This window comes from Marinobacterium sedimentorum, from assembly GCF_024267675.1.
In the GTDB taxonomy this organism is placed as follows: Bacteria; Pseudomonadota; Gammaproteobacteria; order Pseudomonadales; family Balneatricaceae; genus Marinobacterium_A; species Marinobacterium_A sedimentorum.
On sequence record NZ_JALDYX010000005.1, the window covers coordinates 160,899 to 174,856 of the forward strand.

At 60.6% G+C, this 13,958-nt stretch carries 13 protein-coding genes and 1 pseudogene; 8 read left to right on the forward strand and 6 right to left on the reverse strand.

Annotated features, from left to right (window positions below):
- Positions 1-350: 350 nt before the first annotated feature.
- On the forward strand, positions 351-2,321 hold the full coding sequence (locus MRS74_RS07170; protein ID WP_254579591.1) for a sigma-54-dependent Fis family transcriptional regulator: 1,971 nt from the start codon (positions 351-353) through the stop codon (positions 2,319-2,321).
- A gap of 96 nt (positions 2,322-2,417) precedes the next feature.
- On the opposite strand, the gene MRS74_RS07175 is transcribed toward MRS74_RS07170, so the two are convergent.
- Both MRS74_RS07175 and MRS74_RS07180 read right to left on the reverse strand, forming a co-directional pair.
- Positions 2,418-2,654 (reverse strand): thioredoxin family protein, encoded by a 237-nt coding sequence (locus MRS74_RS07175; protein ID WP_254579592.1) that lies wholly within the window; start codon positions 2,652-2,654, stop codon positions 2,418-2,420.
- Positions 2,655-2,670: 16 nt separating this feature from the next.
- Positions 2,671-3,657: a permease gene (locus MRS74_RS07180; RefSeq protein ID WP_254579593.1), complete on the reverse strand. Its 987-nt coding sequence runs from the start codon at positions 3,655-3,657 to the stop codon at positions 2,671-2,673.
- A 328-nt stretch (positions 3,658-3,985) separates the two neighbouring features.
- Here MRS74_RS07180 and MRS74_RS07185 point away from each other — a divergent pair, with 328 nt between their 5' ends.
- From MRS74_RS07185 to MRS74_RS07200, 4 genes are all read left to right on the forward strand, one after another.
- Positions 3,986-4,324 carry an ArsR/SmtB family transcription factor gene (locus MRS74_RS07185; RefSeq protein WP_254579594.1) on the forward strand — a complete coding sequence of 113 codons (339 nt, stop codon included), beginning with the start codon at positions 3,986-3,988 and terminating at the stop codon, positions 4,322-4,324.
- On the forward strand, positions 4,321-4,542 hold the full coding sequence (locus tag MRS74_RS07190; RefSeq protein WP_254579595.1) for a YgaP family membrane protein: 222 nt from the start codon (positions 4,321-4,323) through the stop codon (positions 4,540-4,542). Before MRS74_RS07185 ends, MRS74_RS07190 begins: the two co-directional genes overlap by 4 nt.
- A 75-nt stretch (positions 4,543-4,617) precedes the next feature.
- Positions 4,618-5,691: an efflux RND transporter periplasmic adaptor subunit gene (locus MRS74_RS07195; protein WP_254579596.1), complete on the forward strand. Its 1,074-nt coding sequence runs from the start codon at positions 4,618-4,620 to the stop codon at positions 5,689-5,691.
- Entirely contained in the window at positions 5,688-8,933 is a 3,246-nt protein-coding gene (locus tag MRS74_RS07200) for an efflux RND transporter permease subunit (RefSeq protein ID WP_254579597.1), read from the forward strand. Before MRS74_RS07195 ends, MRS74_RS07200 begins: the two co-directional genes overlap by 4 nt.
- Before the next feature lie 60 nt (positions 8,934-8,993).
- Here MRS74_RS07200 and MRS74_RS07205 read toward each other — a convergent pair whose 3' ends face one another.
- On the reverse strand, positions 8,994-9,476 hold the full coding sequence (locus tag MRS74_RS07205; protein WP_254579598.1) for an Lrp/AsnC family transcriptional regulator: 483 nt from the start codon (positions 9,474-9,476) through the stop codon (positions 8,994-8,996).
- Positions 9,477-9,617: 141 nt separating this feature from the next.
- Between MRS74_RS07205 and MRS74_RS07210 the strand changes: the two genes are divergently transcribed.
- On the forward strand, positions 9,618-10,547 hold the full coding sequence (locus tag MRS74_RS07210) for a DMT family transporter (protein ID WP_254579599.1): 930 nt from the start codon (positions 9,618-9,620) through the stop codon (positions 10,545-10,547).
- 134 nt (positions 10,548-10,681) lie between these two features.
- Here MRS74_RS07210 and MRS74_RS07215 read toward each other — a convergent pair.
- Together MRS74_RS07215 and MRS74_RS07220 are read right to left on the reverse strand one after the other, a co-directional pair.
- Positions 10,682-10,837, reverse strand: a pseudogene (locus MRS74_RS07215) (transposase); the annotation flags it as partial.
- Positions 10,838-10,844: 7 nt separating this feature from the next.
- Positions 10,845-11,120 carry a hypothetical protein gene (locus MRS74_RS07220; RefSeq protein ID WP_254579600.1) on the reverse strand — a complete coding sequence of 92 codons (276 nt, stop codon included), beginning with the start codon at positions 11,118-11,120 and terminating at the stop codon, positions 10,845-10,847.
- 353 nt (positions 11,121-11,473) lie between these two features.
- Between MRS74_RS07220 and dksA the strand changes: the two genes are divergently transcribed.
- Positions 11,474-11,833 carry an RNA polymerase-binding protein DksA gene (gene dksA / locus MRS74_RS07225; protein WP_254579623.1) on the forward strand — a complete coding sequence of 120 codons (360 nt, stop codon included), beginning with the start codon at positions 11,474-11,476 and terminating at the stop codon, positions 11,831-11,833.
- Between the two features lie 505 nt (positions 11,834-12,338).
- Here dksA and hemH read toward each other — a convergent pair.
- Entirely contained in the window at positions 12,339-13,364 is a 1,026-nt protein-coding gene (gene hemH, locus MRS74_RS07235; protein ID WP_254579601.1) for a ferrochelatase, read from the reverse strand.
- Positions 13,365-13,730: 366 nt separating this feature from the next.
- On the opposite strand from hemH, the gene MRS74_RS07240 reads away from it, so the two are divergent.
- Entirely contained in the window at positions 13,731-13,946 is a 216-nt protein-coding gene (locus tag MRS74_RS07240; protein ID WP_254579602.1) for a TIGR02450 family Trp-rich protein, read from the forward strand.
- Positions 13,947-13,958: the final 12 nt, after the last annotated feature.

Genomic DNA, 13,958 nt, shown 5'->3' on the forward strand with positions numbered 1-13,958 from the left:
GTTCTTTGCCCCTGCCCTGCTGTACTTGAAAGGGCCGGAGTTCAGTGAGGCTAAGCGACGTCGATCACGTCTGCGCTCAGCGCTCGAATATAAGAAGAGCAACCCCCATGCCAAGACCATAAACAGCAACTAACAAACTGTTTTTATTAGAATTAATTTAAATAAACTCACCACAAAAATCTCCCAGCGTTCGATAATCGTCCGTTCGACGACCGTTAATCAAACGAAAACTAGCGGCTTTTAATATGGATAGAAGTCATCCACTTGAATCGGTTGTAATTGGGCGGGCACTGGGTGAAGATTAAATTAAACTCGCATCCTCCAAATTAGAAAAAAAGATGGAGCGCCTCATGAAGCCCGATGCCCCCCTGAAGGGCTCCACCGCGGTTGAGCATCCGACGCGCATCGCGCATGCACGGGAGCGTTTACTGACTCACGGACAGCTGCCCAGGCAAACGGTGCGCTCGGTCATCGAAGCATCCTGGCAACGCTGCCTGTCCGGACAGGTCAACCCCCTGCTGGCCAACAGCGCGCATGAGCTGAACGATGAACAGCTGCAAACCCACCTGCGCCGCAACAAGGAACTGCTGTCAGCCTCAGAGATCATCATGCGCGAAGCAAAGGAGATGCTGGCGGAATCGAATACGATCATGCATCTGGTAGCGCCAGACGGCCTGATTATGCGTAGCGAAGGCGATCCGGCCACGCTGGCGCTGGCCCATAATGTAAGCCTCATACCCGGCGCCAACTGGCAGGAGCAGGCGGCCGGCACCAATGCCATTGGTACGGCACTGCGTATCGGCGCGCCGGTTCAGGTGCATGCCTTCGAGCACTTCTGCGAGAATATCAACCAGTGGACGTGCTCCGCCGCCGTGATCCGCGACCCGTTCGACAATCACCTGCTGGGTGCGGTGAACATCTCCGGTCTGAAAAATACCCTTCACGACTACTGCCTGGCACTGGCGGTTTCCGGTGCCCGCAGGATCGAGGGGCAACTTGCCCAGCTTAAGCTGGCCAAACGGGATCTGTTGCTAGGGCTTACCATCGCGCGCCTTAGCGCTGCGGGAACGGATGCGGTTTTACTGTTCGACATGCAGGGAAAACTGGTTCGAACCAACGCTCAAGCCCAGAAGGTTTTGGCGGCACGTGGAATACGGATAAATCTGACTCCGTACAATCCGATTCTGACCCTGAACACCGATGCAATCAGCGGTGCAGATCCCGAACCGACCCTCCAGCAGATTGATAAAACCTGGATAGAACCTGTTCCGTATCAGGGCGAAGCTATTGGCTATCTGGCAGTGGTCCCCATGCCTCAACGTCAGTCCCCTAACCGGGCAGGCAGCACCCCACCGAGCACGGCCATGGCAAAGTCTGCCGGTTTCTCGCGGCTGGTAGGGTCCAGTCCGCTGTTTGCCAAAACCGTCAAGCAAGCCAGACGGCTGGCAAAGGCTCCGATACCCATCTTACTGCAGGGCGAAACCGGCGTTGGCAAGGAACTGTTCGCCTCGGCAATTCACGATGAGGGGCCGACCCGGGAGGGAAAATTTATCGCCCTGAATTGCGGCGGCCTTTCGCGGGATCTGCTGGCGGGTGAGCTCTTCGGTCATGTGGATGGTGCCTTCACGGGTGCTCGCCGGGGCGGAATGACCGGAAAGATCGAAGCGGCCAGTGGCGGCACGCTGTTTCTGGATGAAATTGGCGAAATGCCGCTGGACCTGCAACCCATGTTTTTGCGGGTACTGCAGGAGATGGAGATCTGTCGCATTGGCGAGACCCAGCCGCGCAAGGTCAACTTCCGTCTGATCGCTGCCACCAACCGCGATCTAACTCGCGAAGTGGCCGAGGGGCGCTTTCGCATGGATCTTTTCTACCGCATCTCGTCGATGGTGCTGACCATACCCCCGCTACGGGAAAGGCGTGAGGATATTCCCCTGCTGGCCGAGCACATGCTTGCGCACCTGAACGAACAACACGGTGGAGAACGAAAAACCCTGGGTAAACCGCTGCTTGAATTGCTGGCAACAAGACCCTGGGCAGGCAATATCCGTGAACTCAGTAACCTGATCACTGCGACGTTTTTTCTATCGGACAACGAGGAGCTAACCCCCCGGGATCTGCCAGACGACTTTCATAAGACAGCGACGCCCAGCCCCAGCCAGAACGACAATGCGCTCGACATGGCGGAAAAAGACGTCATCGCTCAGGCTGTACGCGAACAGGGCGGCAACCTGACACGAGCAGCCAAGCAACTCAACATTGCCAAAAGCACGCTCTATATCAAACTGCGCAAATACGGTCTGCAGCGCCCCGGCTCCTGAGCCCGCGCGGTTTCAAACCCCCTCGCCCTTGCCTCCTGCCGCCAGCAACAGCCCCTGCCTTGTACCGGCGGACTCGGATGGAGTCCAGCAGCCGGATCAGGCGCTCAGCCAGCCTTCAATCTCAGCACGCTGGGGTACGGATCCGCTGTGTACCAGTTGTTCGTCTGCCACAACTGCGGGGGTACTCATAACCCCATACTGCATGATCACCATGGGGTCGGTTTCCTTGATAACACGCACCTCGATACCCAGCTCTGCAGCGATCTGCTCGATGGATGCCGCCGTTTTTTGACACTTGCTGCAGCCCGAACCCAGTACCTTGAACGTTTTCATCGCTGTACTCCTGTCTTCAGATAATAAACGGGGCCAGCAGGTTGAAGATCCAGCCCACCAGTGTGAAAGCCACCAGCAGCAGCACAAACAGTATCGCCAGCAGACGCCACTGCATCACCTGCTTGAGCAGGATAAATTCCGGAAAACTGGCCGCGACCGTACTCATGCAGAACGCGAGTGTCGTGCCAATCGGCAGGCCCTTGCTGATCAGGCTTTCCATGACCGGTATCACGCCGGTTGCGTTGGAATACAGCGGGATGCCAAGCACCACCGCCGCGGGCACGGACCACCACTGCCCCTCGCCCAGATGCTGTTCAAACCAGCCTTCAGGCACAAAGCCATGCAGTGCCGCCCCCAGGCCGACGCCGATGAGCACCCATTTCCAGACCCGGGTGAATATATCGCGCAACTCATCCAGTGCAAACCGATGCCGCTCGGACAGCGTGAGGCGCAGTGGCTCTGCCGTGGCACCCGCCTGGTTGGCGTCAAGATAGGCTTTCGCGGCAAAGGGCTGCAGCAGGCGTTCTGCCCGGATCAGATCGAGTACGGCACCGCCGAGGATGCCAACGGCCATGCCCACAAGGATATACAGCAGCGTAAACTTCCACCCCAGCAAACTGCCCAGCAGGACCACCGCCACCTCATTGATCAGCGGCGACGTCAGCAAAAAGGACATGGTGATACCAATGGGTATCCCGGCGGATGTAAAGCCCAGAAAAATCGGGATGCTGGAGCAGGAACAAAAAGGTGTGACGGCACCCGACAGGGACCCCAGCAGATAGCCCGCGGCGCGATTGCGCCCATCCAGCCACTGGCGGATCTGCTCAACCCGCAACGAGGCACGTACCAGGGCAATGAGATAGATCATTACCAGCAACAGGGCAAAAATCTTGCTGGTATCTTCAATAAAGAAATGCAGTGCATCCGCGACTTTTAACGACGGATCCAGACCCGCCAGGCGGTAAACCAGCACGTCGGCCAGGTAGGTAAAGATCTCCAGCATACTCACTCCGCCAAGGATTGGGGTGCCAGGCAGCCATTGAGTCGGCGCCTTGTACATGCACGGGCAGAAACCTGATGCCGCACCTATCAGCAGGGCCAGGACCGGCCTGAAAGCCTCCGCCGATCCAGTCTGGGCCGCAAACCGGTGCAATACCTTGATCCAGATCAGGCGCTGCGTTTTAGGATAGACGCTCCGTTGCCAAACCGAACCGACCGCATTATATTTAAATTTACTAATTTAGAAAAACCTATACTAACAAAACTTCAGGCAGACGGGTAACCACAGTGGGTTCGCTATGAACACTACAGGCTACGCAGGGAACCCGGCAATGCGAAGCCGCCCTGATCCGTCCCGAATGGCCCGGCATATCGAACCGGCCGCTCAGCTTCTGCGCGCACTGGCCAACCCGCACCGATTGATGATCCTGTACCTGCTCAGCGAAGGCGAGCTGTCGGTCAGCGAACTCAATGCCCTGGTGCCACTGAGCCAATCGGCGCTGTCGCAGCACCTGTCGGTGCTGCGTCGTGATGGTCTGGTAGACACAAGGCGCGAAAGCCAGAGCATCCATTACCGAATCGCCAACGGGCTGGTACTGAAGATTATTAAACTGCTGCACCAACAGTTAAGTCTGCGCGCAGCCTCACAACATGCAGGAGAGACATCATGACGTCATCAAGCAACATCGACACCTGGGTTTTCCGCCTGGCCGGCAGCTTTATCCTGCTCTCGTTGCTGCTATCGCAGCTACACTCGATTTACTGGCTCTGGGTCACCGCCTTCGTCGGCGCCAACATGCTGCAGGCTTCGTTCACGGGCTTCTGCCCGCTGGCACGGGCACTGGCCTGGCTCGGCTTCAGCGCGGGGCCCGCGTTCAAGAGCCGCTGAGCCTGGCAGCCTGTCGGATCGGATACGGATCTGCTGCACTAAAGCCCGCCAGGCTGGCGTGACCGGAGGACATCTATGCATCACTTGAGACGGGTTATCGGATGGGTGCTGGTCGCGACGGCCGTGCTGGCCTGGGGTGCAGACGACCCGGTGCCAGGCGCGCCTGCGCTGGCAACCCTGACCGCACAATTGCAAACCATCGATCGGGAAACCCTGCTCGATGGCAGCCTTGAAGCCGTCAGCCGCTCCACCGTGGCCGCCGAAACCAATGCACGGGTCGTCGAACTGCCCTTTGATGTGAACGACTATGTGAAGAAGGGCGAAATCATCGTCCGCTTTCGTGACACCGAGCAGCAGGAACAGGTGCGCAGCGCCGAGGCAAACCTGCGCGAAGCCCAGGCCCGCCTCAACGAGGCCCGACAGGATTACGGGCGGATCAGCGACATCTATGCCCGCAAGCTGATTGCCAAGTCGCAGATGGACGGCGCCACCGCTACCTACGCATCGGCCCGGGCCCGGGCAAGCGCGGCCCAGGCGGCGCTCAACCAGGCGAATGAGCGCCTGGAGCACATGATTGTGCGCGCGCCCTACAGCGGTATCGTCGAAGAGCGGCATATCCAGCTCGGCGAAATGGCCACGCTTGGCACGCCACTGATGACCGGGTTGTCGCTGGAGCATTTGCGGGCGCTGGTCGAGGTGCCACAAAGCCTGATAGGCCCGCTGCGCGAACATCAACAGGCCCGCGTTATCCTGCCCGATGGCGGACAGCTGGCGGCGACCGACGTTCGCATTCCGCCGGCCGCGGATCCTGCGACCCACAGCTTCCCCGTCAAGGTGACCCTGCCCGAGGGCGACCACGGCCTGTTCCCCGGCACCCTGGTGAAGGTTGCCTTCAAACGTGGCAGCGAAGAGATGCTGCTGCTGCCGCCCACGGCGGTGGTACAGCGCAGTGAAGTCACCGCCTCCTATGTGGTGCGCCCCGACAACCGCATCGAGTTTCGCCAGCTGCGCATCGGCACAGCCCGCGCCGACGGTCAGCTACCGGTGCTGGCAGGACTCATCGCCGGCGAGCGCGTGGCGCTGGACCCCATTGCCGCGGGCATCGCGCTGAAACAGCAGTCAGCCCGCGATGCCGCGGTGACCCCATGAGCGAACCCACACGACTGGGGATATCCGGCGCCGTTGCCCGGCGTTTTCTAACCACCGAAATAACGCCACTGCTGGCGCTGGTCGGTCTGATGCTGGGCCTGTTTGCGGTGCTGGTCACACCGCGCGAGGAAGAACCGCAGATCGACGTCACCTTTGCCAATGTCTTCATTGCGTTTCCCGGCGCCTCCGCCAGGGAGGTGGAGCAGCTGGTAAGCACGCCGGCCGAACAGATACTGTCGCAACTGACCGGTGTCGATCACATCTATTCGGCCTCGCAGCCGGGCATGGCGGTACTGACGGTGCAGTTCGAGGTGGGGGAAAAACGCAGCGATACCATCCTGCGCCTGTATAACGCCTTCTATTCCAATAGCGACTGGCTGCCACCCAACATCGGTATCGGCCAGCCGCTGATCAAGCCCAAGGGCATCGACGATGTGCCGATTGTCGCCGGTACCCTGTGGAGTGAAGACCCGGCCATCGGCGCCTATGAATTGTCCCGCATTGCCCACGCCATTGAGGCCGAACTGCAGCGCGTGCCCGGCACCCGCGACATCGACACCATCGGCAGCCCCGACCGCGTGCTGCACGTGCTGCTGGATCCGCAACGCCTCGCCGGACACGGCATTGATATCGACAATCTGCGCCAGGCGCTGCTGGCGGCCAACGCCTCCAGCGATGCCGGGCGCGCCTTGGCCAACAATCGTGAAATCCAGATCCAGGCCGGTACTTTTCTGGTCAATGCCGATGAGGTGGCGGATCTGGTCGTCGGTCTGAACCAGGGTGCCCCTGTGTTTCTGCGCGATGTCGCCGACATTCGCTATGGGGCCGATACGCCCGCGCGCTACGTGCAGTTTGGCACCGGTCCTGCCGCCAGCCACAAGGGCCTGGCAGCCATGGCACGCCAGCCGGCGGTGACCGTCGCCGTGGCCAAAAAGCCCGGCGAGAATGCAGTCGAGGTGGCCGACAAGCTGATCGCACGCTTCGAGCAGCTGCGCGGCACCTTCCTGCCACAGGGCGTACAGGCCACGGTAACGCGCAATTATGGCGCAACCGCCAACGACAAGGCCCAGACCCTGATCAAGAAGCTGGCATTTGCCACCGCCTCGGTCGTGCTGCTGGTGTTTCTCACCCTGGGCCGGCGCGAGGCGCTGGTGGTCGGTGCGGCCGTCGTCGTTACGCTGGCGATCACGCTGTTTGCCTCCTGGGCCTGGGGGTTCACCCTGAACCGGGTCTCGCTGTTTGCACTGATCTTTTCCATCGGCATCCTGGTGGACGATGCCATAGTGGTGGTCGAGAATATCCACCGCCACATGCAACTGGGCGGCAAGAGCCTGACCGAGGCAATCCCCGGCGCCGTCGACGAGGTCGGCGGCCCGACCATTCTTGCCACCTTCACGGTGATTGCGGCGCTGCTGCCTATGGCCTTCGTATCGGGCCTGATGGGCCCCTACATGGCACCGATTCCGATCAACGCCAGCATGGGCATGCTGATTTCGCTGGCGGTTGCCTTTGTCTTTACGCCCTGGCTGTACCGGCGCGTGTTTCGGCAGGTCGCCACCACCCATGAGCACAATGACGCGCAAAAGCCCCGCGGCAAACTGCAGGTACTGTTCGCACGCCTGATCCAGCCATTCCTGCGGGCAAGGCGCGGCCGCGCCGCCCGGATACTGCTGCTGCTGACACTGCTGCTGCTGATCGCAGGCTCCTTCGGTATGGCGGGGATGCAGTGGGTGGTCATGAAAATGCTGCCATTTGACAACAAGTCCGAGTTTCAGGTGCTGGTCGAAATGCCCGAGGGTACGCCACTGGAGGACACCAACCGGGTGCTCAATGCCCTGGCGGATCGCGTGGCCACCGTACCCGAAGTGACCGACTACCAGACCTACGCCGGCACCGCATCGCCGATCAATTTCAACGGCCTGGTGCGCCAGTATTACCTGCGCAGCGCACCTTATCAGGGTGATATTCAGGTCAACCTGGTCGACAAGCATCTGCGCCAGCGCCAGAGTCACGACATCGCCCGTGCCCTGCGTGCACCGCTGCAGGAGATCGGCCGCGCACTGGGCGCCAACGTCAAGATCGTGGAAGTGCCGCCGGGGCCACCGGTGCTGGCGCCGCTGGTGGCCGAGATCTACGGGCTGGACTATCGCGGCCAGATCGACGCCGCCCTGGCCGTGCGCCAGGTCATGGAAGCCACCACCGATATCGTCGATGTCGACGACTTCATCGAGGCGCCACAAGCCAAACTCATTGTCGCCGTCGACCGTCAGCGCGCCTCGCACCTGGGGGTCAGCCAGCGCAGCGTGGTCGATGCGCTCAGCGCCGCCCTGCACGGCGAAGACGCCTCCTACGTGCACAGCGAAAACAGCAAATATCCCATACCGATACGGCTGGAATTCAGCGAGGGCAACAAGGCCGACATCGATGCGCTGGGCGCACTGCGGGTGCGCAGCGCCAGCGGAGCCCTGGTGCCCGTTGGCGAAGTCACCGACTTTCGCTGGAGCAACCGCGAGCAGACGCTCTATCACAAGGATCTGCTGCCGGTGATGTTTGTCACCGGCGATATGGCCGGACCTCTGGACAGCCCGCTCTACGGCATGGCCGAGGTTTCATCAAAACTGGCCGAACTGCCGATCCTGGGCGCCGCGCCGCTGCAACAGTTTTTCACCGGGCAACCCGACAATCCCTACGCCTGGAGCCTGAAATGGGACGGCGAATGGCAGATCACCTTCGAGACCTTTCGCGACATGGGCCTGGCCTACTCGGTGGGGCTGATCCTGATCTACCTGCTGGTGGTGGCCCAGTTCCGCTCCTACAGTCTGCCGCTGATCATCATGGCGCCGATCCCGCTGACACTGATTGGCATCCTGCCCGGCCACGCATTGCTGGACAAGCAGTTCACCGCCACCTCCATGATCGGCATGATCGCCCTGGCCGGCATTATCGTGCGCAACTCCATCCTGCTGGTGGACTTTATCCAGCAACAGGTGCGTGACGGCAAGCCGCTGGAGCAGGCGGTAGTGGATGCCACCCTCATCCGGGCGCGCCCCATCCTGCTGACGGCGGTGGCCGCCATGCTGGGCGCCTTCTTTATTCTGGACGACCCCATTTTCAGCGGTCTGTCCGTTTCGCTGATTTTCGGTATCCTGGTATCGACACTGCTCACGCTGCTGGTGATCCCGGTGGTGTACTATGCCTATCACTACAAGGCGGAGGACGCCCGACCCGATCCGCGCCCTTAAGAAAACGCCGCCGTCACGACAGGCCGTTCGGGCCTGCTTCACATCGAATCGCAATAACCGTCAGCGCAGCAGGCGCGGCAGCGGCAGCGGCGCTTCGGACTTGACTGCGCGCAGCGCGAAATTGCTCTCGATCTCACGCACCATGGCCAGCGCCTGCATGACGCGGACCCAGACGTCGTAGTCCGCCAGGTCTGCAACCACCACTTCCAGCAGATAGTCCGCCGAGCCCGAAACGGTGCTGGCATTGATGACCGCCGGCATCTCCATCAGCGCCTGTTCGAAGCCCTCGACCGAGGCGGCGCCGTGGTCCTGCAGCTTGACCTGCACGAACACTGTCATGCCAAGACCAATGGCGCGCCGGTCGAGCTGGGGCCGGTAGCCGGTGATGACGCCGTCCTCTTCCAGCCGCCGCAGCCGGCGCAGACAGGGCGAGGGCGACAGTGCAACCGTGTCGGCAATATCGGCGTTGCTGAGGCGCCCGTCCCGCTGCAGTGCCCGCAGAATTTTGAGGTCGGTGGTGTCGATATGATTGCTGGTCGCCATTCCGATACTTCCTGCCAAATTTTCCACCATTTGAGCAATCATTAACCCCAAATAGCCAATACAGCAAGCCTTATAGCACGAATCGGTTTACCGCCCTGTCGGATAATGTCGCCACAGACAGGACGAACGAGGTGTGCAACTGTGGATCAATATCGTGGCGAACCGGCGGTCACCGCCTGCGGTCTGGTGGCCATCGCGGTAACACTGCTGATCTGGACCGGCTTTCTGCTGTCGCTGCGCACAGGCAGCCAGTCGGCGCTGACGCCAACCGACCTTGCGCTGATGCGCTTCGGCTTGCCGGCCCTGCTGTTTGCGCCACTGTTAATCCGGCGCTGGCCGCAGATTCGACCTATCCGCCCGCACTACGCCCTGATGCTGATACTCGGCGGCCTGCCGTTCTTCTACCTGATTGCGCTGGGCTGCAGTTATGCCCCGGCGGCCCATGCCGGCGCTCTGGTGCCCGGTACGGCGCCGCTGTTCGTCACCGCACTGGCGGTACTGCTGTTCCGAGAACCTCTGCCCCGCCAGCGGCTGCTGGGGCTTGGCGTTATCGTCGCCGGCATCGCGGTGCTGCTGGGCGGCAGTCTGCTCTATCTGGCCAACGGCTACTGGCGCGGCCACCTGGCCTTTCTTGGCGCCAGCCTGCTGTGGGCCTTTTATACCCTGGGGCTGCGCGTGATTGGTATCGGTGCCCTGGAGGCGACCGCCCTGCTCAGTGCGGGATCGCTGCTGGGGCTAATGGTGCTGCTGACCGGCGGCTGGGTCGACTCCAACCTGACGGCCATTGCCTGGTCCGGCCTCTGGCCCTATCTGCTGACGCAGGGGCTGGGTGCCGGCATCATCGGCGGCTTCACCTATGGTGTCGCCATTCGTGAACTGGGTGCCGAAAAGACCGCCGCACTGGGCTCCTTTACGCCGGCGCTGGCTGCGCTTGCCGCGACCTTGCTGCTGGATGAGCGGCTGTCGGCCAGTGCGCTGGTCGGCGTGCTGACCATTACCCTTGGCGTGCTGCTGGCAAGCCACGTGCGCCGACGCCAGGCAAGCATCGAGCCCCGACTGGAGCAACACTGAACTCCTTGCGGTGGTCCCGCAGGAGGGAAGCACCGGGGGCATTCTGCGAGTTGGGCGCATAGATTGAAACAGGGGCTGTATCGACGCCGATTGCCGCATGGATGTGTCATTGATGACGCTGAAGGTCACAGGCCGAAGACCGCATCCAGCGGCCGGTTTGGCCAGGCGCTCACTTCGTCCATAACAGCGCTGATGACCTGGGAGATAAATGTCGGTGAGTCCTCGACACCGTAAGCATCCTGGAAATGGGCCTGGATATCGCGGGTCCTCATGCCCAAGGCGTAAAGATTGCCAGACTCAGCCCCCCGCCCCCTCGCGATGTTCCGGATGCGTCGCCAGGAAATGTTTCAGCACCTTGCGCAAGGCTTCGGCATGCTGCTGATTACCCGCGTTTTCCGCCCGCTTGATGTCATCCAGGATAATTCCTTGAATCCGGCGTTCATCCTTGTGTGTGACAAGGTACTGTCCAAACGCCGCCGCAATGATCGGCTCCATATGCTCATGTTCGGCGATGGCATTGATCTCATCGTCGGACAGACCACACATGTCGAGGCATTCCTGATAGGTAAGCATGATGTAGATCCTCTTTCATTTGCATCAAAAAGCATCCTGCACTCAACATTCCCCGTCCTTACTTATCAGTGTACTGGAATGGGCCGGTTCCGGCTTGAGCCTGGTCAATGTTACAGGCTCAATCTGCTACCCAAGGCTCGTTATTTTGATAGGGCAATATCAGCCGATCGCCCACCGCAAGATGCTGATAATTGCAGAAGACGGGCTACTTCTGGCAACCGTAACAAAATTCTGTTAGCTTCGCGGGCCGCTTTTATCAACCAGAATAACAATGGCTTAACATGCTTCAGAACGCACACCAGATCAGCGATATCAGCCTCGTTCCCTATAGCATTGGCGAGAACGAAAACTACATGAACGATGCGCAGCTAGCCCATTTCAGGCAAATACTGCTGAAATGGCGCCAGACCCTGTTGCAGGATATCACCAACACCGTGGGACACCTGCAACAGGCTGCCTCGAACCATGCCGACCCCCTGGACAAGGCCACCCAGCAGGAAGAAATGACCCTCGAACTGCGAACCCGAGACCGTGAAAGCAAGTTGATTCGCAAGATCGACCAGACACTCGGGCGGATCCGTGAAGACGATTACGGCTACTGCGACACCTGCGGCATCGAGATTGGCATTCGCCGCCTGGAGGCGCGGCCGACGGCGAATCTGTGCGTGGATTGCAAGAGTATTGCGGAGATAAAAGAACGCACCCACAAGTGATCGCCGCCCCGGAGCCGGGGCTGACGGATGCGCCAGTGGATGCAGGAGGTAGGGCGAAGCAGGATGCCCGAGCCGAGTAGATCAGTGTTAAACCCGGCAGCCTCCAGGCCCAGGACCTGCATCGGCGCCTCCATGACGTTTTGGAGCACCGTCATATGCGACCAGAGGTTGAAATGCTGGAATACCATCGCCAGCTTGCTGCGCATTCTCTGCCGTTGTTTCGGGTTGGCTACCCGCAGCGCGCCATTGTTGTCGGGCCTAGTTTCAATCGCTTCGTCATTAAGCTAGATGCGCGCGACACAGGGTAGCTCCCATGCTTTTGGGCCTGGTCATCAACGTCAGGTTCTTGTTATCGAGCGCCTGGCAGGCCTGTGATCGGGCAGCGGGTTGCCCAGGCTCTCAGAGGACAAGCTCCCACGGGAACAGCCCCATGGCAAAACGGCCCCGCAAAAGCAGAGCCGTTTGTGCGCCAGCGATAGCCCAGACAGAGCCAGGGCCCTGCGGTTTATTCCAGCCGCGGAGCCCGCTCGCACAGGCTGTTGAGCGCGGCCACCCAGTCAGGATGATCATTCAGGCAGGGTACCAGCACCAGCTTTTCGCCACCGGCAGCGCGGAACTGTTCGCTGCCCCGATCACCGATCTCCTCCAGCGTCTCGATACAGTCCGCGACAAAGGCCGGGCACATGACCAGTACCTTTTTTACGCCCTGGCGGGCCAGTTCTTCAAGACGCTGCTCGGTGTAGGGCTCGATCCATTTGGCGCGCCCAAGGCGGGACTGAAAGGACACCGACCATCTGTCGGCGGGCAAGCCCAGCTGGGCGGCGAACGCCTCGGCACTGTGCATACACTGGGCACGGTAACAGTGCTGCAGCACCTGGGCGGGCGCAGTGGCACAGCAATCGGCGGCGCCGCAGCAATGACTGCCGGTCACATCGAGCTTTTTCAGGTGCCGCTCCGGCAGACCATGGAAGCTCAGCAGCAGGTGATCGTAGTCCTGCGCCAGGTGCGGCTTGGCGCTCGCCACCAGAGCATCCAAATACTCCGGCTGATCATAAAAAGGCTGCAGCACCGACAACTCCAGCGTCAGCTTGCGCTCGCGCAGTACCCGCCTGGCTTCCTCTATCACCGTGGTCACGGTGCTGTCGGCGAACTGCGGATAGAGCGGCGCCAGCGTCACTCGGGTAATCCCCTGGTCGGCGAGTTTGCACAGCTGGGTTTCGATCGACGGCTCGCCATAGCGCATAGCCAGCTCCACCGGGCCGTGCCGCCAGCTGTTTTCCATGGCCCGCTGCAGCCGCTGGCTCAGCACCACCAGTGGCGAGCCCTGCTCCCACCAGATGGAGGCGTAGGCGTGGGCGGAATCCTTGGGCCGGCGAATCAGAATCAGCGACACCAGCAGCCGACGCACCGGCCAGGGCAGATCGATCACATAGGGGTCCATCAGGAACTGATTCAGGTAGCGGCGCACATCCGCCACCTCGGTCGAGGCCGGCGAGCCCAGGTTAACCAACAGTAACGCCTGATCCTTCATGTCATATCCTGTTTTTGTGCCACCCCGGAGTAATGCCGGTTGCCACGAAAATTACAATGTCCCCGGGCGCCAAAGGCCCGGTTCACAAAACTGCGCCAGTATAACCGCACAGCATCACCACCTGAACGCCTCCACCACTGAGGCCCGTAAATCCTTGTCCACCGGCACATACGAATACGGCTGCAAATCAGACCAGATTCGCGTTTTCTTCGTATACCCAGTTTAGAACCCCCTAACCCGCCCCAGAGAAACACCCATGAGCGCCTCTGTTGCCATTATCGGCCAGGGGACCTGGCCAGATTGCCGCACAGCACCTGTTTGTCCAGAATCATTCAAACACGGGTGAGTACCCGCTGGAGATAATCAATGAACCGCATCAATCCGCAAAAACTGCAGCTGTCCAAATGGACCGCAACCCGGCCGGAAAATCGCGAGAAGCACTTCCTGGTAACCGAGCTGTATCGGGATGACGAGGGCACAGTGCTGGAAGTCGAGCTTCAAGCGGTGCTGTCCAGGCGCAATCAGCGCCTGCCCTGGCAGAATCTGCAGGACGAAAGCCACTGGTCCATGGGCTGGAAATAGAGCGCCGGTACC